Annotated in this window: 27 protein-coding genes and 1 tRNA gene; 11 read left to right on the forward strand and 17 right to left on the reverse strand. The window is 34.6% G+C overall.

Translation table 11 applies throughout. From position 1 onward, the window contains the following. Positions 1–44: 44 nt before the first annotated feature. The 5 genes from ACQUQZ_RS21270 to ACQUQZ_RS21290 all read left to right on the forward strand — a co-directional run bounded on the left by ACQUQZ_RS21270 (position 45) and on the right by ACQUQZ_RS21290 (position 4,130). Positions 45–875, forward strand: a complete 831-nt coding sequence (locus tag ACQUQZ_RS21270) for a hypothetical protein (RefSeq protein WP_435357106.1) — start codon at positions 45–47, stop codon at positions 873–875. 50 nt (positions 876–925) lie between these two features. Next, complete coding sequence (locus ACQUQZ_RS21275; protein WP_435357107.1) at positions 926–1,915, forward strand: 2-hydroxyacid dehydrogenase; 990 nt, start codon at positions 926–928, stop codon at positions 1,913–1,915. A gap of 141 nt (positions 1,916–2,056) precedes the next feature. After that, the gene (locus ACQUQZ_RS21280; RefSeq protein WP_435357108.1) at positions 2,057–2,728 is read left to right on the forward strand and encodes a DUF2461 domain-containing protein; all 672 of its coding nucleotides are present in this window, start codon (positions 2,057–2,059) and stop codon (positions 2,726–2,728) included. Between the two features lie 136 nt (positions 2,729–2,864). Then, the gene (locus tag ACQUQZ_RS21285) at positions 2,865–3,581 is read left to right on the forward strand and encodes a pirin family protein (RefSeq protein ID WP_435357109.1); all 717 of its coding nucleotides are present in this window, start codon (positions 2,865–2,867) and stop codon (positions 3,579–3,581) included. A gap of 6 nt (positions 3,582–3,587) precedes the next feature. After that, positions 3,588–4,130 (forward strand): NADPH-dependent FMN reductase, encoded by a 543-nt coding sequence (locus ACQUQZ_RS21290; RefSeq protein WP_435357110.1) that lies wholly within the window; start codon positions 3,588–3,590, stop codon positions 4,128–4,130. A gap of 85 nt (positions 4,131–4,215) precedes the next feature. Here the strand turns inward: ACQUQZ_RS21290 and ACQUQZ_RS21295 are convergent, their stop codons facing one another. The 8 genes from ACQUQZ_RS21295 to tsf form a co-directional block, all read right to left on the reverse strand. Next, positions 4,216–4,698, reverse strand: coding sequence for a DinB family protein (locus ACQUQZ_RS21295; protein WP_435357111.1), 483 nt, complete (start codon positions 4,696–4,698; stop codon positions 4,216–4,218). 24 nt (positions 4,699–4,722) lie between these two features. Next, positions 4,723–5,184: a YdeI/OmpD-associated family protein gene (locus ACQUQZ_RS21300; protein ID WP_435357112.1), complete on the reverse strand. Its 462-nt coding sequence runs from the start codon at positions 5,182–5,184 to the stop codon at positions 4,723–4,725. 51 nt (positions 5,185–5,235) lie between these two features. Next, positions 5,236–5,931 carry a YjjG family noncanonical pyrimidine nucleotidase gene (locus tag ACQUQZ_RS21305; protein ID WP_435357113.1) on the reverse strand — a complete coding sequence of 232 codons (696 nt, stop codon included), beginning with the start codon at positions 5,929–5,931 and terminating at the stop codon, positions 5,236–5,238. A gap of 3 nt (positions 5,932–5,934) precedes the next feature. After that, positions 5,935–6,255, reverse strand: a complete 321-nt coding sequence (locus tag ACQUQZ_RS21310; protein WP_435357114.1) for a (2Fe-2S) ferredoxin domain-containing protein — start codon at positions 6,253–6,255, stop codon at positions 5,935–5,937. Positions 6,256–6,342: 87 nt separating this feature from the next. Continuing rightward, on the reverse strand, positions 6,343–6,768 hold the full coding sequence (locus ACQUQZ_RS21315; protein ID WP_435357115.1) for a hypothetical protein: 426 nt from the start codon (positions 6,766–6,768) through the stop codon (positions 6,343–6,345). A 155-nt stretch (positions 6,769–6,923) separates the two neighbouring features. Continuing rightward, positions 6,924–7,691: a shikimate dehydrogenase family protein gene (locus tag ACQUQZ_RS21320; RefSeq protein ID WP_435357116.1), complete on the reverse strand. Its 768-nt coding sequence runs from the start codon at positions 7,689–7,691 to the stop codon at positions 6,924–6,926. A 36-nt stretch (positions 7,692–7,727) separates the two neighbouring features. Next, entirely contained in the window at positions 7,728–9,083 is a 1,356-nt protein-coding gene (locus ACQUQZ_RS21325; protein ID WP_435357117.1) for a methyltransferase RsmF C-terminal domain-like protein, read from the reverse strand. Positions 9,084–9,298: 215 nt separating this feature from the next. Then, entirely contained in the window at positions 9,299–10,129 is an 831-nt protein-coding gene (tsf, locus tag ACQUQZ_RS21330) for a translation elongation factor Ts (RefSeq protein ID WP_435357118.1), read from the reverse strand. A gap of 70 nt (positions 10,130–10,199) precedes the next feature. Between tsf and ACQUQZ_RS21335 the strand changes: the two genes are divergently transcribed. Both ACQUQZ_RS21335 and ACQUQZ_RS21340 read left to right on the forward strand, forming a co-directional pair. Then, positions 10,200–10,922 carry a methyltransferase gene (locus ACQUQZ_RS21335; protein WP_435357119.1) on the forward strand — a complete coding sequence of 241 codons (723 nt, stop codon included), beginning with the start codon at positions 10,200–10,202 and terminating at the stop codon, positions 10,920–10,922. A gap of 99 nt (positions 10,923–11,021) precedes the next feature. After that, positions 11,022–11,537, forward strand: coding sequence for an acyl-CoA thioesterase (locus tag ACQUQZ_RS21340; RefSeq protein WP_435357120.1), 516 nt, complete (start codon positions 11,022–11,024; stop codon positions 11,535–11,537). 86 nt (positions 11,538–11,623) lie between these two features. On the opposite strand, the gene ACQUQZ_RS21345 is transcribed toward ACQUQZ_RS21340, so the two are convergent. After that, complete coding sequence (locus tag ACQUQZ_RS21345) at positions 11,624–12,010, reverse strand: hypothetical protein (RefSeq protein ID WP_435357121.1); 387 nt, start codon at positions 12,008–12,010, stop codon at positions 11,624–11,626. A gap of 116 nt (positions 12,011–12,126) precedes the next feature. On the opposite strand from ACQUQZ_RS21345, the gene ACQUQZ_RS21350 reads away from it, so the two are divergent. Beyond that, a tRNA-Arg gene (locus ACQUQZ_RS21350) sits at positions 12,127–12,198 on the forward strand. A 52-nt stretch (positions 12,199–12,250) separates the two neighbouring features. Here ACQUQZ_RS21350 and ACQUQZ_RS21355 read toward each other — a convergent pair. The 6 genes from ACQUQZ_RS21355 to ACQUQZ_RS21380 all read right to left on the reverse strand — a co-directional run bounded on the left by ACQUQZ_RS21355 (position 12,251) and on the right by ACQUQZ_RS21380 (position 18,668). Beyond that, positions 12,251–13,339, reverse strand: a complete 1,089-nt coding sequence (locus ACQUQZ_RS21355) for a DUF3419 family protein (protein ID WP_435357122.1) — start codon at positions 13,337–13,339, stop codon at positions 12,251–12,253. An 80-nt stretch (positions 13,340–13,419) separates the two neighbouring features. Beyond that, a complete protein-coding gene (locus ACQUQZ_RS21360; protein WP_435357123.1) occupies positions 13,420–14,457 on the reverse strand; it encodes a Rieske 2Fe-2S domain-containing protein in 1,038 nt (345 codons plus the stop codon). Between the two features lie 82 nt (positions 14,458–14,539). Next, positions 14,540–15,532 (reverse strand): 3-oxoacyl-[acyl-carrier-protein] synthase III C-terminal domain-containing protein, encoded by a 993-nt coding sequence (locus ACQUQZ_RS21365; RefSeq protein WP_435357124.1) that lies wholly within the window; start codon positions 15,530–15,532, stop codon positions 14,540–14,542. Further along, entirely contained in the window at positions 15,513–16,805 is a 1,293-nt protein-coding gene (locus tag ACQUQZ_RS21370; protein ID WP_435357125.1) for a F390 synthetase-related protein, read from the reverse strand. Before ACQUQZ_RS21370 ends, ACQUQZ_RS21365 begins: the two co-directional genes overlap by 20 nt. Further along, positions 16,795–17,643 carry an MBL fold metallo-hydrolase gene (locus tag ACQUQZ_RS21375; RefSeq protein ID WP_435357126.1) on the reverse strand — a complete coding sequence of 283 codons (849 nt, stop codon included), beginning with the start codon at positions 17,641–17,643 and terminating at the stop codon, positions 16,795–16,797. Before ACQUQZ_RS21375 ends, ACQUQZ_RS21370 begins: the two co-directional genes overlap by 11 nt. Positions 17,644–17,681: 38 nt before the next feature. Then, a complete protein-coding gene (locus tag ACQUQZ_RS21380; RefSeq protein ID WP_435357127.1) occupies positions 17,682–18,668 on the reverse strand; it encodes an NAD-dependent epimerase/dehydratase family protein in 987 nt (328 codons plus the stop codon). Positions 18,669–18,921: 253 nt separating this feature from the next. Between ACQUQZ_RS21380 and ACQUQZ_RS21385 the strand changes: the two genes are divergently transcribed. Continuing rightward, a complete protein-coding gene (locus ACQUQZ_RS21385; RefSeq protein WP_435357128.1) occupies positions 18,922–20,190 on the forward strand; it encodes an aspartyl protease family protein in 1,269 nt (422 codons plus the stop codon). 32 nt (positions 20,191–20,222) lie between these two features. Here the strand turns inward: ACQUQZ_RS21385 and ACQUQZ_RS21390 are convergent, their stop codons facing one another. Then, positions 20,223–21,275 (reverse strand): DNA/RNA non-specific endonuclease, encoded by a 1,053-nt coding sequence (locus ACQUQZ_RS21390; RefSeq protein ID WP_435357129.1) that lies wholly within the window; start codon positions 21,273–21,275, stop codon positions 20,223–20,225. A 188-nt stretch (positions 21,276–21,463) separates the two neighbouring features. On the opposite strand from ACQUQZ_RS21390, the gene ACQUQZ_RS21395 reads away from it, so the two are divergent. Then, a complete protein-coding gene (locus ACQUQZ_RS21395) occupies positions 21,464–23,287 on the forward strand; it encodes a family 16 glycoside hydrolase (RefSeq protein WP_435357130.1) in 1,824 nt (607 codons plus the stop codon). 65 nt (positions 23,288–23,352) lie between these two features. Continuing rightward, the gene (locus ACQUQZ_RS21400; protein ID WP_435357131.1) at positions 23,353–25,272 is read left to right on the forward strand and encodes a hypothetical protein; all 1,920 of its coding nucleotides are present in this window, start codon (positions 23,353–23,355) and stop codon (positions 25,270–25,272) included. Positions 25,273–25,345: 73 nt separating this feature from the next. Here the strand turns inward: ACQUQZ_RS21400 and ACQUQZ_RS21405 are convergent, their stop codons facing one another. Beyond that, positions 25,346–26,377: a hypothetical protein gene (locus tag ACQUQZ_RS21405; protein ID WP_435357132.1), complete on the reverse strand. Its 1,032-nt coding sequence runs from the start codon at positions 26,375–26,377 to the stop codon at positions 25,346–25,348. Between the last annotated feature and the right edge of the window lie 46 nt (positions 26,378–26,423).

Raw genomic sequence — 26,423 nt, forward strand, 5'->3', positions numbered from 1 at the left:
TTGCTTCAAATTTATCATCCGCCACACAATAAAAATATTAGAAAATGTTCAATCAATGGAAAATCTTTATTTTCTGTATTATTACTATTCCATACTCAACTTCAACTTTCGCTTCGGGCGAACCTTTTCTGATGGGAGCTAAAAGCTGGGGAATGGGTAATGCTACCGTAGCTATCGCCGACAATTATTCGGTTTTTAATAATCCTTCGGGTTTAGGATTTCTACAAGAAAGTTTTGTAAGTGCTTCGTGCCATACTCGTTATAATATTGCTGGACTTCAAACTTTCTCATTATCAAGTAATTACAATACAAAATATATTAATATTGGACTCGGAATTGAACGTTTTGGAGATAAACTCTACAACGAACAAAAATTAGGTTTAGCTTTAGCCAAAAGTAGCAATCGAGTTTCATTAGGATTGAAAGTAAGCTATTTTCAGGCAGCGATTGATAACTTTGCCGTCAAAAATACCATATTGACTGAATTTGGTTTGATGACAAAGCTCAGTTCTAAAGTACAAATGGGTTTTCATGGCTATAACCTCACTGGTGCAAAACTTTTTGCTTCACAACGCATTCCAACAGTGCTACGTTTGGGGCTATCTTTTACACCAAGTAAACAAATTTTATTAGTAACTGAAGCCGAAAAAGATATTGAACTACCTCTGCTTATCAAAGCAGGCATTGAATACCAAATGGTCAAAAACTTTTATCTCCGAACGGGTATTACCTCTCAACTTAATTATGCTCATTTTGGCTTTGGTATTCAATCAAAACAGTTTATTTTTGATTATGCTGCCAGTAGCCATTCAGCTTTAGGTTTCTCACATCATTTATCAATTACTTATCAAATTGGCAAAAAAAACACTCAATAATTATTCGTACCTTCACAAAAAAAATAGCATAATTAAACACTTCTTTTACCATGAAAATAGCCTTTTTTAGCACAAAATCTTATGATAAAGAGTTTTTTGAAAAGTATAATCAAACAAATACACTTACATTCTATGAAGTTCCGCTCAATGAGTCCTCCGTTCGTTTGGCAGAAGGATTTGATGCTATTTGTGTTTTTGTGAATGATAAAGTCGATGCCTCCATCATCAAAATATTGACACAATTAGGTGTCAAATTAATCGCTCTTCGGTGTGCAGGTTTTAATAATGTTGACTTAGAAGCAACAAAAAAAGCGAATATTAGTGTTGTTCGAGTACCAGCCTACTCTCCTCATGCAGTTGCCGAACACGCCGTTGCTTTAATCATGACTCTCAATCGTAAAACTCATAAAGCTTATAATCGTGTGCGAGAGGGTAATTTTTCGTTAGAAAAATTGATAGGTTTCGACCTTTATCAAAAAACGATTGGTGTCATAGGAACAGGTAAAATCGGTGAAGCGTTTGCTCGCATCATGCTCGGATTTGGTTGTAAAGTAATTGCTTATGATATTTTTCAAAACCAAAATTTAGTCAATTTAGGAGTTGAATATGGCTCTTTAGATGAGGTACTTGCCGAATCTGATATTATCTCTTTACACTGTCCACTCACCGAAAAAACACACCATTTAATTGATAATCAAGCCATTAGCAAAGTAAAAGACGGTATGATGCTCATCAATACCAGTCGTGGGGCATTGATTGATACGCCAGCAGTGGTTGAAGCTTTGAAAACCAAAAAAATTGGATACTTAGGCTTAGATGTATATGAACAAGAAGAAAATATTTTCTTTAAAGACCACTCTGAAGAAATTTTGGTGGACGATACCCTTGCTCGCTTGATGAGCTTTCCGAATGTATTAATTACCTCGCATCAAGGTTTTCTGACAGAAGAAGCTCTTACACAAATTGCGATCATTACCTTAAATAATATTACTGCTTTTGAACAAGGTCAAAAATCTGGAAATGAGATTGAAATTAATTGAAATTGAACAACCAAACGTGCAACATCTGAAAATAAAGTTTAGGGGCAAAACCTTTAGCAATCTTGCTTTGTTAATATCTCAAAAATTTATTAATTTGATCACCTTCGTAAATCGTCATTCTTAAATCGTCATTCAAAGAATATGTTACAATCTCAAACAATCCAATTTCTAAAAGAACTCAAAGAAAATAATAACAAACCGTGGTTTGATGCCAATAGAAAAGCTTATGAGGCTGCCAAGAAGAATTTTGGTGAAATAGTGGAAACTATCATTAAAGGAATTGAAAAGTTTGACATAGGGATTCAAGAAGCTAATTTACAAGTAAAAGATTGTACTTTTAGAATCAACCGTGATGTCCGTTTTTCTAAAAATAAAGACCCTTATAAAACAAATTTTGGAGCGTCGTTTAGCAAAGGAGGTAAAAAGGCACATTCTGCGGGTTATTATTTACATATCGACCCTACGGAATGTTTCTTGGCTGGCGGAATTTGGATGCCCGAAGCCGATGATTTAAAGAAAATTCGCACCGAAATTGACTATAATTTTGATGAATTTAAGAATATTCTAAATGCCGAAAGTTTCAAGAATATTTTCCCGAATGGCCTTGACAGAGAAGCATTTACCGTTCGTCCGCCAAAAGGTTATGACGAAACAAACCCTGCTATTGAACTAATCAAACTCAAAAGTTTCACTGCCTCATCTGCGATTAAAGCTAAAGAGATTTTAACACCCAATTTCCCTACTTTGATTTTAGATGGCTTTAAAGCGATGCAGCCTTACATTGAATTCCTGAATCGTGCTGTTGAAGGCTAATTAAAAATAGTGCGTAAACAACTTATAATCAGGCAATTGCTATTTTTAATTATCCATTTTACATTATTCATTAAATTACGTTGAACTTTTTGAAAAATAAATATGTATATACATTATATGTAAATGTATTTTAATTATGAAAACAATATTGCACAAAGCCGACGAGCGTGGACATGCCAATCATGGTTGGTTAAACAGTTATCATTCTTTTAGTTTTGCTGGTTTCCACGACCCTGCAAAAATTCATTTTGGTGCTTTAAGAGTCTTAAACGACGACACCGTTTCAGGTGGAATGGGTTTTGGTACGCACCCACATGACAATATGGAGATAATCTCAATTCCACTTTCAGGAGATTTGGAACACAATGATAGTATGGGTAACACGGCCGTTATCAAAAAAGGAGAAGTACAGATTATGTCGGCAGGAACGGGTATCTATCACTCAGAAAAAAACAAAAATCATGGGGAAGCTGTGAAGTTTTTGCAAATTTGGGTTTTCCCTAAACTTCGCAACATTGAGCCTCGTTATGACCAAAAAGTTTTTTTGGAAGAAGACCGAAAAAATAAATTTCAAACTGTAGTTTCACCACTCGACTCAAACGATGGTGGTGTAGGAATTAACCAAGATGCGTGGTTTTCACTCGGAAATCTTGAAAAAGATACTGAAACCACTTACCAAATACAAAACGAAGGGAATGGTGTTTATGCCTTTATTTTGGAAGGAGAAGTTGAAATAAATGGCCAAAAATTAGGCCGTAGAGATGGTTTAGGTATTAGTGAAACCAATGTTTTACAAATCAAAGCGAGCAGCAATGCTGAAGTATTATTGATGGATATACCAATGAAATTTTAAGAAAATATGAAAATTGAAATTATTTCGGGAAGCCCCCGACACGAAAGCGTTACTGTGAGAGTTGCTAAGTTTTTGTACAAGTATTTATCTGAAACAACTACGCATGAAATCAATCTGTTGGATGTGAGAGATTTCCCTTTGCCCAATATTCAGAAAGTTTGGACTTCACTTGAAGCTGTTCCAGAAGAATGGAAAAGTTTAGGCGAACGTATTTTTGGTGCTGACGCTTTCATATTGGTTACTCCCGAATTTAATGGAGGTTATTCACCAGCATTAAAAAACTTACTTGACCATTTCCCGAAGCAAAGCCATAAACCTGTTGGTATTGCTACTGCTTCGCCAGGTATCATGGGCGGTATGCGTGCGAGTCAACAAATGATACAATTGGTAGCAGCTTTATTCGGAATTGCATCACCTCAGATGCTTATTACACCATTGGTTGACAAAAAATTTGATGCAGAAGGAAATTTATTGGACGAAGCTTTTCAAAAACAAGCCGATATTTTTGTAAAAGAATATCTTTGGTTGGCGGAGCGGTTGGTTAAATAATTTTAAGGAGAAATGGATTAACTCTCTTATTTATTCTATTTCTCCTTAAAAATTTAAAAAACGAAACTGGAGTTTCGTTTTTAAATTAGGCATTATAAACATTTGCAAACTTGCTTTCTAAACCAATTTCAGGCAAAATCGCTTTCAGATGATGCTTGAGATGTTCGGCATAATCTTGCATAATAAATTCTAAAGTAAACAAACCATTCCCTTCAATCGTAATCGTATTTTGCAGAAAATTAGGGTTTACATGCTCAATAATATGAGCGATATGAGAATTATAAGCATACCAAAAACCAATTAATTCTTGCCATGAAGTTTGATTATAATGCTGCTCACTTACCCAAAAATCTTGTGCATAACCCACAAAATTGAGGTGTGGTTGTGCCATTGTTCTCACAAATTTCTGTTGATTATTACAAGCCGAATCAATCAAATGTCCTAAAATCTCTCTCTTTGACCATTTATGTGGCAAGGGTTTAATGCTTGCTTCTTCGTCAGAAATTTGTTGCAAAAATGGCAAGACTTGTTTAAGTGTTTGACGTAAACTTTGTGCAGTAGCTTTCATAAGATTTATTGGAGTACAATTATTTTACCTTGTTTTTATCTTATTTTGCATCATTTCGATGGCTTTTACCAGTCTATTCTGACGAGTTTCTTCTTTTTTAGCATCTAAAATCCATTGCACATATTCTTTCTGATGAGTAAATGAAAGGCTATCGAAAAAAGGTTTCACTTCATTTTCGAGCATCAATTGCAGCAAATCATCAGGAATTTCTACAACTCGTGGTTCGTCATCTTCTTCGATTGAAATATGTACTAAATCACCATAGGTTTTACCCACTTTATCACGAACTTCTTTATTCATGAAAACCCCATATTTTCCACCCATTGGCGTGAGTAGTCCACGATATTCAACGGCATCAATCAATGCTTTGATTTTGACTCTTTTCTTGCCAAAAGTTTCAAAAACATTGAAAGGGATTTCACAATAAGAACCATTATGTTCTTCGTCTTTTAGAATAATTGCGTCGTATTCTATTTTTGTTTTCATAGGTTTGAAGGGCAAGTTTCTCTATAACATGGAACAAGTTTGAAACTTGTTCTACAGTATTTCTTTCAATTCTACCAATTTTTTTATTTCAAAAGTAGGTTTTTGACCTGTCGGAATATTATCAGGATTATAAAAAACTGTATCCATACTGGCACTGATTGCTCCTAAAATATCGGCTTCGTAATTATCTCCAATCATTAGACTTTCGGCAAGATTTGCTTTTGTAATCTCTATGGCATAATCAAAGATTCTTCGGTCGGGCTTGCGAGTACCTGCCAATTCATTAGTAATGATTTCGCCAAAATAATGATGAATTTCTGAGCTTTTCATCTTATTTACTTGAATATCCTGCCAACCGTTACTAATAATATGCAACTCATAATTAGGCAGTAAATATTCCAACAATTCTACTGCACCTTCAATCAAATGAGCCTTTTTGGGCAAAAGTCCAAGAAAATATTCATTGACTTCTAAACCAAAATTATCATCAATATCTGCTCCGAGATTAATAAGTGTATCTCGAAACCTCCGTTGACGAAGCTCATGGTGGGTAATTTGATTACTTTCCAACAAACTCCAATAGTATTTATTTACAATCGAAAACTCTTGTTGAAAAGCTTCTAAAGTACTGATATTCAAATCTTTAAACTTGAAAACTTCATAAATATCTGCCAAGCATTCGGCAGAATTTTTCTCAAAGTCCCAAAGCGTGTGGTCAAGGTCAAAGAATAGATGTTTGTAAGCCATATTTTAAGCTTCTTTCGGTGCAAATTTTAATTGTAAACGCTCAACAGCTTGGTTGTTTACTAAATGGCTTTCAACGATTTCTTTTACATCAGAAGGCTGTACATTTCCATACCAAATTCCTTCTGGATAAACGACCACCGAAGGTCCAAAAGCACAAGTATCTAAACAGCCTGTTTTTTGAGCTCTTATTTCAGTCAATAAATTTCTCTCTTTTAATTCTTCTTTGAAAGCATCAACCAAAGCCATTCCTCGCTCACTTCCACAACATTTTTTTGGAGCATCTTTATCATTTGTACAAATAAATACGTGTTTTTTGAATTTCATTAGAAGTTATTATTAAATCATGTATAAAAATAAACGCCACAAAGTTACAAAAAACTTTGTGGCGTTTATGTTATTTTTTATTCATTCTCACCAGCCAAATGGATTCCAAAAACCACCTATACCCCATAAAACAGTGGCGATGACACAACCCCAGAATGCTTTGCGAACTTGGTCTTTGTCATGGTCAGTAATAAAGTAAACCAAAGCTAAACCTACTACACCAAGGCAACAGCCCCACCAAAAACCACCAACCAAAGGCATATCTTTTGTGGGGGCAAAATTGGTGTCAGTGTTGGCAACCAAGTCAAAACCTTTCAAAAGCTCAGGTTTTGTTTGTTTTAACTCTTCTAATGTAACTCCAGGATGCTCGGCGAGGTATTTTTCTAATTTATCTACCTTACTGAACTCATTTTTAATTTCAACTGATTGGAAATCTAAGTCAGTATTTGCAGCGAATGTGGTAGTAGCAAAAAATGACAATAAAAAAATCAAGAAATTTGCTTTTGATTTCATTTGAATTGGTTTTGGTGGTTAAATAATACAATTTTTATTCTTTTGAGCAATTATACTTTAGATGAAATTATCAAACGAAGCGTTGCATGAGTGAAAATTAATCCATTGATTAAAAGACAAATGACAGATACAAAGCCCCTCATTTTGATGATAAATTATTTTGCATTCCAAATCTCCCACGCCTTTTCCGCTTGCAAATGAAGCATTAATAAGCCATTGTGCGTTTTTGCCCCTTGCTCATGTCCTTTCTGCAAAAATAGCGTTTCTAATGGGTTATACACTAAGTCGTAAAGATAATGATTTGGTGTTAATAATTCATAAGGTATATCAGGGCATTGGTCAGACTTTGGAAAAGTTCCTACAGGCGAACAATTGATAATCAGTTGATAATCAGCCATTAAAGCAGGGATCTCATCGTAACTTATATTATCACTTGACTTTGTTCGAGAAACAGTTTTATAGTCAATTCCTAAATCTTTCAAAGCTGCCACTACTGCCTTCCCTGCTCCACCATTACCTAAAACAAGGGCTTTGATTTCTTGAAAAGAAACCTGAGAAAGGAAGTCTTCCAAAGACGTTTTAAAACCATAATAGTCTGAATTATAGCCAATTAGCTTCCCATCTGGCGAAATTTTTATCACATTTACCGCACCTACTTTTTCAGCCGAATCATCCAATCCATCTAAAAAGGGCATGATGGCTTGCTTGTGTGGAATTGTTACATTGAGACCACCAATATTTCCTTGATTTTTAAGAAATTCAGGAAATTGTTGAATATCTGATAGTTCAAAAAGTTCATAGATATTGGTTGCTGAAATGCCTAATTTCTCAAATTTTTCAGTAAAATATTTTTTTGAAAACGAATGTCCAAGCGGAAAGCCAAGAAGTCCGAAAGTTTTCAATTGAGGTACTGATTTTTCCATTAAAAATACTATTTTGTTATATGATATTCTTTAATATTATTCAGAAATGTCCATTCTTATTCGCCATTCTTTAGGCAAATAATTATTGATTCTATCGCCAATTACTTTCATAAAACCTAAATTCAAACCTTTATATCGAGCTAATAACCAGCCATTTGCAGCATTTTCTACGACAATATTTTCTCTTTTTAAAAACTTCAAAGCATCTTCTTTCGATAATTCTATGGCGGGTAAATCTGTTGCAATAGCTGTACTCAATGCCAAGTCGTGACTTGGAATAAAATCATCACCTTTGAATTGTCCAATTTCCAGCCCTGATGAGCGTTTTTGTAAAACTCTGAAAATAGTGGCGTATTCATTGGTTAAATTGACAGGGATTGCCACAATTGGGCCTTCTGGTTTTTCAAAAAACTCGAAATCTGCAGGTTCTTTCAACCATTTTTTGAGTAATTCAACCTTTTTTTGAGAAACACGGTTGAATTTTATTTTGCCTCTTGCTTCTTGCTTATCCCCTCTTATTTTTCTAAAAATAGCCAAATAAAAACCTTCTCCAGCTACTTTATGCGGAAAAAATTGATAGCCAAACTCCTTTTCAACAATACCCCATTCGGCAGGAATATTTAATTTAACTCGCTCAAAATCAGCCGTTTGTGTGAGCCAATTAGCATTTTGTTCGTTTTCTTTTTCGTTATAAGTACAAGTCGAATAGCATAAAAAACCATTGGGAGCAACCAACATCGCTGCTGCTTGTAAAATCCGCTTTTGTCGAGCCGAACACAATTGTACACTATTTTCCGACCATTCTTTGCTGGCTTTTGGGTCTTTTCTGAAAAGCCCTTCGCCCGAACATGGAGCATCGGTCAACACAACATCAAAAAAACCTTCCAAATCTATCATTTCTTCGGGGTCGTGGTTACTCACAACATAATTTGGATAACCCCATTTTTCTAAGTTTTCTTTCAAAGCCCCTACCCTACTTTTAATCACTTCATTGGCAACCAACAAACTTTTATTATTGAGCAAAGAAGCCAAAAGCGTTGTTTTACCTCCAGGAGCGGCACATAGATCCATTACTTTCAAAGGTTTAGTCAAATCAACTGTTTGTTTGATAGCTTCGGCAACAAACATCGAAGACGCCTCTTGCACATAATAGGCTCCTGCATGAAAAGATGGGTCAAGTGTAAAACTTGGGCGTTGAGGCAAATAAAATCCATCTGTATTCCATTTGACAGGTACTAAATTTTCACCAAATAATGCAGCATTAGGGAGTGTTTTCTTGGAGTTCAACCGAATAGTAGTAGGAGCTTCTTTTTGAAGACTTTCGACAAAATCAGGATATTCAGCACCAAGAATGTGCTGCATTTGGGAAACAAAATTTTCGGGTAAATTCATCAACTTTTTATTAATAATCTACGTGCAAAGCACCAATGGCATCTTGAAAAAAAGGAAGATACCAAGACTCATTTTTTTACAAATTTAATTAAAACTGTTTACTAAAATGCTAACAATATTCAAAAGCCCTGTAATAGCATTTTTCACAATTCCATTTACAACAAAAAGCCCCATTTTCAATGAAAACGGGGCTTTTTTATATCAATCAACAAAAATTAGATTTGTACTCTTTTGAAAGCAGTTACTTTCAAACCTTTTTGAGTTTGCTCCAATAATTGAGAGATTGTGATAGCGTTATCTTTTACGAAAACTTGGTTCAATAAAGTAGATTCTTTGTAGAATTTACCTAATTTACCCATCGCAATTTTTTCTAACATCGCTTCTGCTTTTCCTTCTTGACGGGCAACTTCCATTCCGATTTCGATTTCTTTTTGAACGATTGCAGGGTCAACATCGTCTTTGTCAAGACCAACAGGTTTCATGGCAGCAATTTGCATAGCAATATCTTTACCCACTTCGCTGATGTCATTTCCTTGTGTATTATCAAAAGCAACCAAAACGCCTAATTTACCTGTTGAGTGGTTATATCCAACAACTTGTTCAGCTTCAACGTGATTATAGTCAGTGATAACGATTTTCTCACCAATTTTACCAACTAATTCAAGAATACTTTCTTCTACTGTACGACCATCAGCCATTGGCAAAGCCAATAAAGTTTCTTTGTCTTTAGCGTGGTGTTTTACACCTACTTGCAAAATGTCTTCTGCCAAAGTACGGAAAACTTCTACTTTAGAAACTGGCTCAGTTTCGCAAGCAAGAGCTAAAATTTTTGCAGTTTTGCCACTATCGCTTACATCAATTAAAACCAAACCTTCATTAGTTTCGTTGTCAGCACGTTTTGCTGCAACTTTTTGACCTGATTTACGGAGAACCTCAACCGCTTTATCAAAATCGCCTTCAGCTTCTGTCAAAGCTTTTTTACAGTCCATCATACCAGCTCCAGTCATTTGACGGAGTTTATTTACATCTGCTGCTGTGATATTCATATTTTTATTTGTAAAAAGTGTTTTCTGAAATGTTGTAGAAAGACCATTTCATACGGAATTTCTAATAAGGGTGCAAAATTACGATTTTCTTTGTGATATTCCAAATACAGTTTATAATGGATTTATAAAGAAATTTCAAAACTTTCTGATAGTTTTCAATAAAGATTTAGTTGTTTTGCAGAAAAATAAAGTTTTCATGCTTAATGATCAATATTGGAGTGAGCGTTATGAAAATCACCAAACTCGTTGGGATATTGGGAAAGTTGCACCTGCCCTAAAAGCTTATTTTGACCAACTGACCGATAAAAATCTTGCCATTCTAATTCCAGGTTGTGGCAATTCCCACGAAGCAATTTATTTACTTCAACAAGGTTTTACAAATATTACTTTGATTGATATTTCAGCAGTTTTAGTCAATATTTTGCAGAAAAAGCTACAATTTTATGTAGAAAAAGGAAATGTCCGAGTACTTCATCAAGATTTTTTTGAGCATTCAGGAAACTATGATTTGATTATTGAACAAACTTTCTTTTGTGCAATTGACCAAAGTTTACGAACAATTTATGCCGAAAAAATGTCTAACTTATTGAATCCAAAAGGAAAATTAGTCGGACTATTATTTGATTGTCATTTTGAAGGAGGGCCGCCATTTGGAGGTTCAAAGGAGGAATATATACCTTATTTTGAACCTTATTTTAAATTGAAAATTTTTGAAAAATGTTATAATTCTATTCCGCCCCGTGCAGGAAACGAGTTATTTATTTGTCTGGAAAACTTAGAAATGATTGAGTAACAGATCAAACTAAGAAAACCATAGCATTGATAATCAATGATTTAACCATTATCAATTGCGGTTCGCCGCTGCGATAAATTATCCATTAACTTACACAATATGCAAAAACCAAAGAAAGCCCAAGAATCACTTACCGTAATGACCGAAATGATTTTTCCGAATGATACCAATACACTCGGGAATTTGATGGGGGGAAACTTGATGAGATTATTAGATATTGCAGGGGCGATTGCTGCCCAAAAACACTGTAACAGAATCGTAGTAACAGCTTCGGTCGATAATGTTTCGTTCAAAGAAGCCATTCCTTTAGGAAGTGTCGTTACACTACAATCAAAAGTTACCCGTGCATTCAATTCTTCTTTAGAAGTGGTGGTAGAAGTTTGGGCAGAAAATATTCCTGCTGGCACAAAAATTCATACCAATAAAGCATTTTTGACTTTCGTAGCAGTTGACCAAACTGGCAGACCAATAGAAGTACCACCTGTTGAACCAGAAACGGAAGATGAAAAAGAACTTTATGCAGGAGCATTACGCCGCCGTCAGTTGAGATTAGTATTGGCAGGACGAATGAAACCTGAAGAAGCAGTAGAATTAAAAGAAATTTTTAAAGTATAATTTCTTGATTATTAGCATTATAGAAAGGAAAAAGACGAGATTTTACTCGTCTTTTTTGCGTTTTCAAAACCTTAAAATTTTCAATTTTACCAAGTGCCTCTGCGTCTATCACGGCGGTCTTCTTTGCGGTCACGGACATCTTCGGCTTTGTCTTTTCTGTCTTCTTTGCGGTCTCGCACATCTTCTTTTCTATCTCTCACATCTTCTTTCGCATCACGAATATCTTCCAAGCGGTCTTTTCGTCCACCATTATGCCTAGCATCCCTAATATCTTCTTTCTTGTCACGAATATCTTCAGCACGGTCACGGCGGTCTTCAGCTTTATCTTTTCTGTCTTCTTTTCTGTCACGCACATCTTCACGATGGTCACGTACATCTTCTCTGCGGTCACGACGACCTTGAGCGTTGGTGTCAAGTGTTAATAAAGTGGTGAAGGCAAGAGCAAATCCGAGTAATTTGATAGTAGTTTTCATGGCTGTAATTGTTTTTTTAGTTTAATAGTTTTCATGGCATTTGTGTTTCTTTGATGAAGAAGAATCAAAAAGGTTTAAAACAGTGAAGAAAATTTTTGTAACTTTGCCTTAGCAATGTCCCCGTAGTTCAATGGATAGAATTTCAGATTCCGGTTCTGACGATGGGGGTTCGAATCCCTTCGAGGACACAAAAAAATCCTTCAAAATTAAGTTTTTGAAGGATTTTCAGTATAAAACGCTTTATACTGTTACTTTTATTCTCCCCACACAAAAAGTATAAATAGCCGAAAGGTCTTCGTCATATAGTTGTTTTTCTAATACATTATTTCTTTCTATCAAATTACTTAGTTTTTCTGGCTCTCTTTTTACCAAGAAGAAACGTTCACAGAATTTTATTTCATTGGTAGTGTTTTTCACAATTTTACCCCAAATCTCATTGTACATCTCAGCATCTGCATAAGATGAAAAATCTGATAATGAATAGGCATTTACTGAACCCACAAGCTTTTGATTATCAAGTACATTCAGTAGAGAATCAGTAATAATTTCGATTTTATCAACTTGATTTTTAATGATTTCAAAGTTTTCTTCACGAAGATGAATAGGCAGGAGGCAATCTGGTTTATATTCACCATAAAATAAAAGATTCGCAAAGTGATTGGTTCTTAATAAATGATTATTTGCCATATAGTACATGCGTGAACGCATGTACTCATATATATCAAACTCTTTTGGAATCAACAAAGCCCCAGGTTCTCTAACAATTTTTGTCCATAAAAATCGGTTGGAAATGATTTTTAAAAAGAATCTCCAAATAGCATTATCCCAATGTTTTGTCCAATAATCTTGTTGAATTGCCACGGTGTGAGATTCCATCAAATTTTTAATTTCCTTTCTCCTGAAAAACGCCAATTTTGCCATTGTTCTTAGAATCAATTCCCAAGTTCCACAATAGAGAATTCCTTTTTCAATCAAATCAAAATTTTTATCCCAATATGTTTTGGCTTCCAAAGAAAGCAAAATCTCTACTTTTTTATATATTTCTTGCCGTGAAGAACAATTTTCTAAGCCGATAAAAGATTTGAAATCAGTGTAATTTAAAGATTTATAAGCGGCTATTTTTATCGCTAAAAGATAGTTTTGGGTAATATTAAAATCAACGCTAATTATTTTTTTAGGGCTATCAATGAGTAAGTCAAGCGATCTTGCACCGCTGCCTGTAATGCAAAGAATAGTATCTTCGGTAGTCAAACGCAAGGCTTTTCTTTCCGATTCGCTGTCTTCGTTGCAAGCTGAATAATTTATTTTTTCAAAAAATGAGTTCGCCAAGAGAAATTTTGAATTTTATAATCTAAAACATGTAAAAAACATAATCTGTGGACAGTTGACCTAAAACTGTGGACTAATTATTACAAAGTCAAATCAATTTTTTGGGTAGTTGATTCGTCTCGTAAAGCCACATTATTAATCTTATTATTTCTTATTTTTTTTACCTTATTATGCATGGCATCATAATCAATGTTATTATCCGATTTCGCCTTAAATATTTGTTGATTTGCAAATTGCTTTTGTGTGATTATAAAATCTTGTTTCAAAACTTTTTTGGCCAAGTAAGGAATAATCATTTTTATTAAATAATTGAACCATTTGAATTGAAAGGAAAGCCTTACAAAAGCAATAGTTTTCCCCTCTTTTAAGGGCGTACAAGCAATAAATGCTTGAAAACGATGAATTTGATTGATATAATAGTTCACTCTTACCAAGTTTGGTAGCAAAAATTCATCTGTATGCGAAACCGTAAGGTTTTTTCCCAACATCCAATCAAGCCCCAAACCGATTTTTTCTTTGGTTTCGGCATAAGAAACATGGACAGTTTCATTGGTTTGCAAAATTGTGATTGTGTGTTTTACTTTTTTATCGTTGTCTCTAATCAGTTTGTCATGCACCATGGGCGTATGCGTGGCATCCATAAAATTTTCAACTAAAAGTTCTTCATTGGTCTCAAAAAGCATAGAAGTTTGGTAATGTTTCCAGTCTTTACCAGCAACTTCAGTTAAAGGTTCGGGAAGGGTATTTTTCTCATTTTCAGTAGCCAAATATATCCAAATGAAACCATTTTGTTCGAATATTGTATAAGAATCAACTTTGCACTTCATTTTCTGAATCAAATGTTGCGAACTTGGAATATCAATTAAACTACCTTCTTTATCATATTTCCAACCATGATATTGGCATAAAACATGACTTTCTTTGAAATCACACACTTCTAAAGGGGCTTTTCTGTGAGCACAAATATCTAATAAGGCATGCACCTTCAAATCTTCATCACGCCATAGCAATAATGGAATTTGGTAAAGATTTCGTTTGAGCGATTTGCCTTTTTTTAGCTCGTCAGACAAAGCTATTACATGCCAATATTTTATTAATCCACCGATTTTATCAAACATTCGTTTTGTTATTTGTAGGTTTCTTTGTAAAAATCATTGCAACACAATTTAGAAAATTGTGTTACAAAATAGCTTTCAGGTACTAAAATCTCAATAAAAGCCCCCCAATGGAAAAGCCTGCCGCTGTACCGATGATAAAACAAGTATCTCCTCTTTTGATTGCCCCCGACTCAACTGCATCATGAAAAACAAGTGGAATAGATGCAGCAATACAATTGCCATAAGTTGACAGGTTTCCCAGCACTTGATTTTCTTTCACACGGTATAAACTTGATAAAATCGAAACCCCTAATTTAGATGCTTGATGCGGAATAATCGCATCTGCCTCTTCCATTGAAATGGGTAAATCTTTGAAAAAATCATCAATAAATTCTGGTAATTTGTTTTTTGCCAAACGCAAAAGTCTTCGACCATTCATGGCAAACGAATGTAGTTCAGGATCATAAGGATTGTCTTTAAAAAACAATTTCATGCCTCCGCCTTTAAAAGTTGAATCATAAACGCCTTCTGAATATGTTCGCATATTACCCTTAATATAAGCGGCATCTGAATCAGGGTCGAATTGTAAAATGGCAGCAACAGCCCCATCTCCAAAAAGTGTTAAGGTTTCCCAATTACTTGGATTTAGTCCAGTTGAGGCAATTTCACTGCTAACAATGATAATATTCTTATACTTTTTCCCATCAAGCAAACTTGAGGCAATTTCAAAAGCACTTACAAAACTCAAACAACTTGAATCTACATCTAAAGCAGGAATATTGACCGACATGCCATCTTTGAGTTCGCTCTTGATAATGCTTGATTGACTTGGTAAAGGATAATCAAAGCCAGCACTCGCTGAAATGAGTAAATCAATGTCTTCCAACTTCATTTGGCATTTCTCTAAAGCATTTTCAATGGCTTGAGCTCCCATATAACCAATCGACTCAAATGTGATATGATGCCGAGACTGAACGCCAGAATATTTCTCCGACCAACCCAAAGGAAGACCATATTTAAGTTCTAAATCAGCAGATAAAACTTCTTGTGGGAGGTATTTCCCAAAACCTAATATTTTAATTGGCTTTCCTGACATCGTTCCTTATTCTTCTAAGTTTATTACCTTTAATCGTATGATTGTGAGCTGTTTGTGTTATTATTATATCTAAAATATTGTTTTGTTTAAGCAAGTTTTGAATAGCATCATAAGCTAATTGATACGATTCTTCTTGCCGACTTTTGATATAAAGTAATAAATATTTTGGCTCATTTTGAATGAGAGCATAATCATTAATTTCGCTATCGGCTAATATAATAGCACGTCTAAAAAAATCAGGGAAAATTTTAACTTCCTCATTTTTAGTGTTTTTAAAAACCAAAATATCATCCGAACGCCCCTCTATGGCTTCAATTGCCAAAAATTTGCTTCCACACGAGCAATTTTCTTTTTCTTGAATAATATCATTTAATTCATACCTTATCATCGGTTGAGATTGTCGTTTCAAATCGGTGATAATTGGATGAAATCTCTTTTGCTCATTATCAATGTATTTTTTTTCAATGATCAGAAAATCTTCATTAAAATGTAGTGTACCGTTTTCACAAGAACTTGCCAAAAAACCTTCGGTACATTGATAAACTTGGTGAATTGTTTGCTTAAAAATGCTTGCCAAATAGCATTTATCTTCAGGCGTTAAAACTTCTGCCACCGAAATTACTTTTGTTGGTTGTATTTTTAATTTGTTTGTTTCAATCGCATTTGCCAACTCTATCAACATACTCGGTTGAGCTACTAAAATACTTGGTTTTAAGGCATTTAAGCGTTTGATATGCTCATCCAAAGGATTGAGTAAATCAAAAAAATGAAATAAAAGCAATTTCGATTTTACCGAATCATACAGATTGCTATTGGCTCTTAGAAAAAAAGCGATGCTTCGTTTTTTTAATGAAAATCCAAGCACTCTATCCAAAATCAGGGCAACCCAATAAGCTCTTTCTTTTTCGCTTGCCAAAAACACGCCTCGATTTCCACTTGTACCCGAAGATAAACCAACGGTAATGCCTGAAATTGTTGGTGAAAAGTCCCGACTTTCTTCTGATTTTTTCGCAACTTCAAACGCCTCTTCAAGTTTGATATTTACTGTATTGATTGCATCAAAATTAGCCATAAAAATGGCCTTATTAATTACTGGAAAATTCTCAAAATTATGCTTGTTTTGGGCAAAAGGTTTATAAAATAAAGAGGTGGTGCAATGCCTAATCATTTTTTTAATCATCCCATTTCTCCTAAAACGAATGTTGTGGATATATAACCACTTCGTTAGTTTTATTTCTGCTAAATAATATAAAATGGATAATTTAAAGAGCATTGATATCGTAATTATTTGAAACGAGGGTGGAAGTTGTTGCTGAACAATGCGTTGGAACAATGATAACTTCGGGGAATTTTTTATAAAATTGATTTACTTTCAAAAGACTATCTTTGAAATCTTGCCAAGAATCAAAGAATAATCGCACAATGGATGGTGGAAGCAACAAATCAGTATATGATTTTTTGTTCCAACAAGCATCTGCAATCAGAAAATACTTGTGCTTCGCTGTTTTTAATTCTACACCAATTTGTCCAGCAGCATGACCTGGTAAATCATAAATCAGTAACGAATCATCTCCGAACAAATCATATTTTTTTTCAAAAATTTCATCATAAACGGTTGAGGAAAATTCTTCTACTATTTTTAATCTTTTTTCGAAATTTTCAGGAATAAGGTCTTTCAAAATAGCTTTTCTAAAACCCCAAAACGAACTTATTTCATTCAATTGCTTATATGCTGCTCTTGAACAATAAAAAGTGGCCTCATCAAAATCTTTTAAACCGCCCACATGGTCGGCATGAAAATGGGTGATAATAATATGTTTGATGTCTGATGGCTCCAAATTAAAATGCTTCAACTGCTTTTTAATTTCATCCTCTTGCGTAACAAATACTTTTGTGAGATTGGCATAAATTTTATTGGGGTAGGTTTTTGTACAATCATAAAACCTTGTTGTGTAACCTGTGTCATACAATATCCAGCCATGCTGTGGGTGCTGAATCAGTCCAAATAAAGCTTGAAATGAAATTTCATTATTAGCTCCTCCTTTTATCGTATGACTTTCTTTTGATTGGCAAAAACCAGCATAGCCTAGATATAATTTAACTTCTTTCATCGGTGATTTATAAATGTTTTACCGTCGTCTATCGACTATTAGCTGTTGACTCCCTTATACCAGTTTACAAATTCTGTAATTGCTTCATCAGTAGATACTCTGGGTGTATAACCTAATAATTTTCTTGCCTTTGAAATATCTATTGTCATTGATTTTGCTAATATTCCTACACTATATAATGTTAGAGCTGGTTCTTGGTAATTAGTCAGTTTTGATTTTAATTCCATCATTTGAGCAATCAATTTCAAGATAAAATAAGGTATTTTTTGCTTATTCATTTGATAGCCCAATAACGAAAGAACTTTATCAATGGTATCCCAAAGTTTCACTGGCTCACCATTGGTGATATTATAAGTTTGATTCATTCCTTCTGCACCTACAAATAACGACAATTCGATTGCATCTGCAACATTGGCGAGTGATGTTAAATCTACTATATTATTTCCATCACCAATTACCTTCAATTTTCCTTCTTGAAAAGCCCTAATCAATCGAGGCATAATAATCATATCGCCTCTTCCAATCAATGCACGTGGACGCAAAATAATATATGAAATTCCTGACTTTTCTAATTCAAGCTCAGCCTGATATTTTGTTTTTGAATAGGCGTTTATAAAATTTTTAGGTAACTCGTCTGACTCCTTAATATCAAATCTACTATTCCCATTATAATATAAACTTGGCGTTGAAACATACACAAAACGCTTGATTTTATGTTTTTTTGCGGCATTTATCAAGTTTTTCATGGTAAACACGTTCGCTATTTCAAACGCTGAATACTTTCCCCAGGGTGAAGAAAGTGCTGCTGCATGAACAATACAATCAACTTGTTCGACCAATTTTGACACAAAATCACTATCCTCCAAATCTCCAAGTATATAGCTTACTTTACTATGTTCTACCAAATGCGTTGGTTTTATACTTCTTCCAGTAGCAATAATTTTTACTATTTGGTCATTCCTAATGAATTGCTCTAAAGTTCGATAGCCTAAGCCTCCTGTTGCTCCCGTAAGAAGAATGGTCATTGGTTAAAAAGTTTCGATAAATCTTAGCACAAAAATATGCTTTTATTTCACCAAATTTCATTGCTATTTAGACAATTGACTATATTATTATTAAAAAGTGTTTGAATGAAGTTTGCACGTGCATTTTTTCAAAATTAAAATTAAGTGTAGTTTTTACAAACTATTTTATATATTTTAGTGTTGTAAACTCGTGAAAAAGCAATATTTTTTATAAAAATTGTATTATTATATTTCGTGTTACAAAAAAATAGCTATGGAAAAGTTTACCCAACTCCGTTTAATAGCTATCTTATTGGTACTCAGCCAATTGGCTTATGCCCAAAAAGACAGAAAAAAAGATGATCGCTACGGTTATCACTTTAAAGGCAAACATCAAAAGTCTGCTAAGTTTCCTTTTGACCTACACGCCAATCTTATCGTACTAAAAGCCACCCTTGATGACTCTGATACACTCCGTTTTATATTAGATACTGGTGTAAGCTCAACGATTATTACTGATTCAAAAAGAGCTTTGACATTAGGAGTAAATTATGTTCGGAGAGTAAAGATTTCTGGAGCTGGCGAGGGAGAAGCTCTGATGGCAAATGTATCAGTTGGACATTCTATCAAAATCGGTGATATATTGGCCAATCAGCAAAATTTGGTTGTATTAGATGATGATGTTCTTAAACTTTCCGAGTTTTTGGGAGTGCCTATTCATGGCATTTTTGGTCATGATATTTTTAGCAATTTTGTGGTAACAATTGATTTTGAGAATAAAATGCTCACATTTACAGAGCCTACAAAATTCAAATATAGGAAATCAATGGGAACACAATACCCCATCGTTCTGACTCAATCAAAGCCTTATACTGATGCGATTGCGATGGTGAGTAATGAAAAAGTGATTCCTATGCGATTAGTTATTGATACTGGTGCAGGACACGCTTTATTACTTAATGCTGGCGTAAATGAGCCCATTCATTTACCAGATAGGGTCATGAGAGCCAATCTTGGGCGTGGACTCAATGGTGAAATCAATGGCAATATTGGACGTGTTGATAAGATTAGAATGGGTAGTATCGAAATGAAAAATATATTGGCTTCATTTCCAGATAGTCTTTCATTCAGCATGAAATTTACGCCTGATACCGATAAAAGACAAGGAAGTATTGGTGGTGAATTATTAAGAAGATTTGTCGTTACACTCAATTATCATGATGGCTATATGATTTTAAAGCCATTAAGAAATCGAATGAAAGAGTCATTTGAGCATGATATGAGTGGCTTAGATGTACGAGCAAAAGGTGATACTTTCAATCAATATGTTATTAATAAAGTAATTGAGGGTTCTCCTGCCGATGAGGCTGGTTTACAAGAAGGAGATGAGTTGATTTTTGTCAACAATCAAAACGTGAAAGAGCTAACTATCAGTGAAATATATAAAGTTTTATCAAGAAAAGAAGGCAAAGAAATCGAGTTCTTTTTCAGAAGAAAAGGAGAGTTAAAGTTTGCTTATTTCAAATTGAAACGAATGATATAAATTTAATGGAAAATTAATTAATTTCGTTCAACTTATTGTATTTTTGTCCAAGCTTCCCAACTGCTATTCGCTTCTAACTTTGCTTGAAGTTCGTTGGGTAATTTAGCAAAGAAATCCAAACCTGTCGCTTTTTCTACTTCATCAACTGATACTACATAATTGTTCATCCTTTTACCATGAAGTGCTTCATTTGGTAATAAAAAAGCGATTGCACGTGGTGTTTTACCAGATTTTGGTTGATAAAACAAAGCAATTTTATAAAAAAACTCGGGTACTGCTACATTATTATAACGGCCAATGGTAGGCAAACCTTTCCTTAAAACTGGGCCAGTTACAATAAATAATTCTTCATCACGTACTGCCCATCCACGAATACGGCTTTCGATATTTTCCCAAATACCACGATTAAAATCAGGTGCTTGAGGACAAATATTACTCATATAAAATGTTTCTGTCATCAACTCTTGACAACATTTGAAATCGCCTGCCGGCACCATGTGTCCACGATCGTAGCCTGTGCTACTATAATCACCTGAAAGTGCTGAATTACCCTTCACTTTTCGGTCAGGCATAAATTGATTATCACCTCTGCTCGCTCTGCCTGTGGTATATTCTCCACGCAATTTATGGGCTACCCAAGCTGGCACTTCATAGTCTTCTTCATAGCGAAGCGTATAGTTTTTATGCTTAATTATTTCATCACTTTTGCGAATCGCAGGCAAAGCAAAGTCTGGGATTTCTCCATTATCAGTCGTTTCTTCCTGAGAATCTTGGTTAAAAACCTTGTCTTTTATTTTATCAAATATTGAACCTTCATCCTTTGTAGGTTCTTTTTTATCTGTACTTTTTTTATTAGTAGCAGTTGCTACATCATCATATTTTTCATCACCTTTTGTAGCACTTGCCTCATTGTCAGGCTCGGGTGCTTTATAAGGATTTTTCTTCTCTAAATCTGAGCCTTTTGATTGAAAAACACCTGTTACTGTTTTCCATAAACTACCAATTGGTCCAGCTTTATCTTTATAATAAAGTACATACCCAATACCAAAAAATATTAAAATTAGAATAATGCGGTTAGATTTCATGAACAGTTTTTTTTGAATATTGGTAGCACAATTCTGAGAAATGTGCTACTTTTCTGCAAGTTTACAACAAAACGAAAAGTTATACTCATAATATATGCTTTTCTTGAAATATTAAATTTTTTTAAAAACTCTGTTTCAAATCCCCTTTTTGCCTCTATCTTTGCTTTCTTAACCTCAATTCATTAATAATGACGAAAAAAATCATTAAAAACCTCATTTTTTGCGGTTTATTTGCAAGTACAACTTATGCACAACAAACCCTTCCGCTCAATGATATGTCGGCTTTCAGACCTATCAAAGAAAACTGGAGTATTGTTGGAGGCGTTTCTTCGAGCATTGACCAATTGAATACAACTAACACCGAAGCAGGTTCTGGTATCTTGGTTTGTAAACATGAAATTGGAAAATATGGTATTGAAAAAGACTTATTAACTGTCATGGAGCATGGTGATTTAGACCTTGACCTTGATTTTATGATGGCAAAAGGCTCTAACTCAGGTATTTATTTACAAGGACGTTACGAAATACAGTTGAATGATAGTTGGGGAAAGAAAAACCCTAAATATGGCGATGTTGGAGGAATTTATGAGCGTTGGGATGAATCAAAACCCGAAGGTTCGAAAGGTTACCAAGGTATTGCTCCTCGCCTAAATGTGGCAAAAGCTCCAGGTTTGTGGCAAAATATCAAGATTTCATTTCAAGCACCACGCTTTGATGCCAATGGGAAGAAAATTAGCAATGCAAAAATTCTTTCGATTATATTAAATGATGTATTGATTCATGAAAATGTTGAAATAACTGGCCCTACCCGTGGTGCTTTGGTCGATAATGAGGTTACACAAGGGCCGTTACGTTTTCAAGGCGACCACGGAAATGTGGCGTTTCGTAATATTAAGTATAAAAGCTATAACCAAAAAGCTTTAACTTTTAGCGATTTGAAATATGGCGTTTACAAAGGAAACTTCCGCACCGTTGCTGACATTGAAAAACTAAAACCAACTACAAGTGGCAGTGTGGCTCAGTTAAACTGGAATGTAAGTAATGCCGAAAATGAGTTTGCTGTAAAATATGTAGGTAAAATCAATGTGCCAGAGGCGGGTAAATATACTTTCACGGCAGTTCATGGTGGAAATACCCAAATGAAAATCAATGGACAAGATGCTTTCAAGAATGGTTGGTTGAATTCGGGTGAAAGTCGCCAAACCACCCTTGACTTACCTGCTGGTAATGTTGATTTTGAAATGTATTATTGGAAAGCCGATGGCTGGTTACAACCTTCATTAGGTCTTTATGCCGAGTCGGAAACGATTCGTAAACAACCTCTCCATTATGCCAATTCGGCACTTGTAGCTAATCCAACTTCTCCGATATTACTCAATACCACTACCGAACCAGTTATCTTACGTTCATTCATGGACATCAAAGAAGATGGTAAAAACAAGCGAGTTGTACATGCTGTTTCAGTCGGAAACAAAGAAAACATTCATTTTACTTACGATTTAGATAATGGAGCATTATTTCAAATTTGGAGAGGTGGTTTCTTGAATACTACTCCTATGTGGAACGACCGTGGAGATGGAAGTTCAAGACCAATGGGAAGCAGAACGGCATTGAGCGATGCACCCTTATTAAATGTGCTTGGTTCGCCAGAAAAAGCATGGGGAGAACTTGATGCTACTTACCGTCCAAGAGGATATGAATTAGACGAAAATGGTCAACCTACATTCAAATATGACTTTGCTGGAGTAAATATTAGTGATAAAACCACGCCAAGTGAAGATGGAAAAATGTTTAAGCGTGAAATCACTGTAAAAGGTTCAGCAGCAAATCTTTATGCGAGATTGGCTACCGCCAAAAACATTGCTAAAACAGCAGATGAATTATATATTATTGGCGAAAACGCTTATTATATCAAAGTGGCAGACGGTACGCCAAGTATTCGAGAATCAAATGGAGTGAAAGAATTGATTGTACCTGTGGGTGAAAAAATTACCTATTCTATTATTTGGTAAAAATAAGTGTGTCACACCTTAAAGGTGTGACACACTTGGTATGTAAAATTTAAAAAAGAATTCAAATGAAAAATATCATAAAAATATTTATTTCTTTCATGACATTTTCGAGTGTTTTTGCCCAAAACACTGCCGAAAATGATTATTACCGTATCCTTACATTGCCAGTTCCTGAAAGCATGCTTTTGGAAGTGGGAGGTATCACAACTATGCCGAATGGAGATGTAGCATTAGCCACTCGACGAGGCGATGTTTGGATTATCAATAATGCTTACATGAATGGTGGTTCGGCTCCTTATTACCGAAAATTTGCTACTGGTTTGCACGAAATATTAGGTCTTGTTTATAAAAATGGGGCTTTTTATTGTACTCAACGTGGCGAATTAACCAAGCTTATTGATAAAAATGGTGATGGAAAAGCCGATGTTTATGAAACAGTTTGCAATTTGCCTATTTCAGGACATTACCACGAATATACTTTTGGCCCAAAAGTAATGCCTGATGGCTCAATGATTATCACTGGAAACGTTGCTTTCGGCGATGAAGAATGGTGGAGAGGCGAAAGTCGCCGACCAGGCAGAGGTTGGGCAATGAAAATTTCGGAAGATGGAAAATTAGAGCCTTACGCCACGGGTATGCGTTCACCTTGTGGAATAGGGGCGATTGATGGTGAATTTTGGTACGGAGATAACCAAGGAGATTGGATGGGTTCGGGCTTTATCGCTCAAGTAAACAAAGGTGATTTTATGGGGCATCCAGCAGGTTTACGTTGGACAGGCGAACCAAATTCTCCAGTAAAATTGACTACCGAACAGTTATACGCAAAGATTGACCCACGCAAAACCAAAGATGCCAATGGCTATTATATCAAGCCAGAAAATATTGAAAACGAGCGTGGAAAATATCTTTTTGAAATGAAAAAAGATATTCCTGAGTTAAAATTACCAGCCGTTTGGTTGCCTCATGGTGTTTTAGGTATTTCAACCTCTGAAATCATCAAAGACGAAACCAATGGTGCTTTTGGCCCATTCGCTGGACAACTTTTCGTAGGCGACCAAGGAAAAAGTAATTTGACAAGGGTATTTATCGAAAAAGTAAATGGCGAATATCAAGGAGCAGCATTTGCATTCAAAGAAGGCTTTCAATCAGGAACGCTTCGCATGGTTTTTGGCAATGACGGCTCCATGTTTATAGGCGAAACCAACCGTGGTTGGGGTTCAGCAGGAACAACAACTTCGGGCGTAGAACGTTTGGTTTGGACAGGAAAAATGCCTTTTGAAATGAAAACAGTAAAGGCTACACCTGATGGTTTTGAAGTAGAATTTACCAAACCTATCAATAAAGCCACTGCTGCCAATTTCAAGAATTATCAAATTCGTAGCTTTATTTATAAATATCAACCTGTTTATGGTAGTCCAACTGTTGATGAAAAATTCTTGAATGTAAAAGGCTTGAAAGTTTCAGATGATGGCATGAAAGTAAGATTATTGGTTGATGGTTTAAGAGAGCATTACATTCATGAACTAAAAGCAGATGGTGTGAAAGATCTTGATGATAAAACGCTTCTGCATAATACAGCTTATTATACTTTGAATAATATCCCGAGTGGAGAAAAAATGAGCAATTTTATTCCTCGTCCAGCCAATTTACCTGTGACAGGCACTACCACTGCAGCAGTAAAACTCACCACACCTGATGATGTTAATGCCAAGAAATCAGTGGCAAAAGCACCAACTTTTGAAGAAGTAAAACCTTTACTACAAAAACATACTTGTTTGGCTTGTCACCAATCTGATAAGCGTATGGTTGGTCCAGCTTATAAAGATGTAGCTAAAAGAGGCTATTCAGATGCAAAAATTGTAGAATTAATCTACAAGCCTCAGCCTAAAAACTGGCCAGAATATGCCACCGAAATGGCTCCAATGCCGCAAGTGCCACGAGCCGATGCCTTGAAAATTGCTTCTTGGATAAATTCTTTGAAATGATAAGTTCTATAAATAAAAATAAGCTCTTTCGGGATTTTCGGAAGAGCTTATTTTTTAATCATAAAGTTAATTTTTAAATCTTTTTATAATCATCTTCATCGTATTCTCTATTCATAAATTTAAAGGTTTTGGGTAGTACTTTAGATTTTATCCCCAATAATTTTTCTGCTTTTATCTTTTCTGAAAATTCGACAATACTCTTTTTGGTAGGAAATAGACTTATATGATTGACAATGTTCCACATAAGGTTAAAAACTAAATTATCCATAAACAATAAATCCTCAATTTTAATGTTTTTTGAATTTCCATCATGAATAAACTCACACCTTTTTTTATATAATTCTCTAATTTTTTCTTCAAATTTTTCTTCTTTCCAATATCCAACCCATCCTATAAATGCTTCTACTCTTTCAGGTAGCATATCTGTATATTTATCACCTTGTTCAGTTAGTAACATTTCAACAATAATCATATTCCATATAAAACAGGTTTCTAAATCTCTGGATTTCATACTTTTACCAATCATTACTGCTGCTCGTACTATTGTATCTTTCCACTTTACTTGAATTTCCTTATTAGATGTAGATATAATTGCAATTAAGTTGAAAAAGAAAAAATTATCATGAAAATTACGCCATTCTTTATTTAAACAAAAAGGCAATACTTTATTCTCAAAAGACATATGTATTGAACCTATGAATTTTGATTTGTTTAAGATGTAACTATTAGCAAAATCTCGCTGTTTAATTATTCCAAATTGTGAATTATTCTGTCGTGAACAATATCCTAATTGTGATAAAGATAAAATATTTACAGCTTCTTCGATTATTAATCTACATTCTTCTTTCTTTTCTTCTGGGTCACCTCGAAAAATCAAAAAAGCATAGGTTTTTGATTCTTTAAAGATAATATTTTCATACTTTTTACTGATAATTACAGAAAATACACATGGAAGTCCTAATCGTTTTCTTACATATGGGATTTTAGCTATATCAATAAAAGTAACTCTTCCTATCTTTATCTCTTTATCTAATTCACCCGTTATTTCAAGGTTATAAATTGGAGTTATATAAACCCAGTTATTCTTTTCTTCGGGTGTTCCCATTTATGTTTTTTTAAAATTAAGGAGTATAATACAAAATCATAATAAA

Source organism: Emticicia sp. SJ17W-69, assembly GCF_051209875.1.
In the GTDB taxonomy this organism is placed as follows: domain Bacteria; phylum Bacteroidota; class Bacteroidia; order Cytophagales; family Spirosomataceae; genus Emticicia.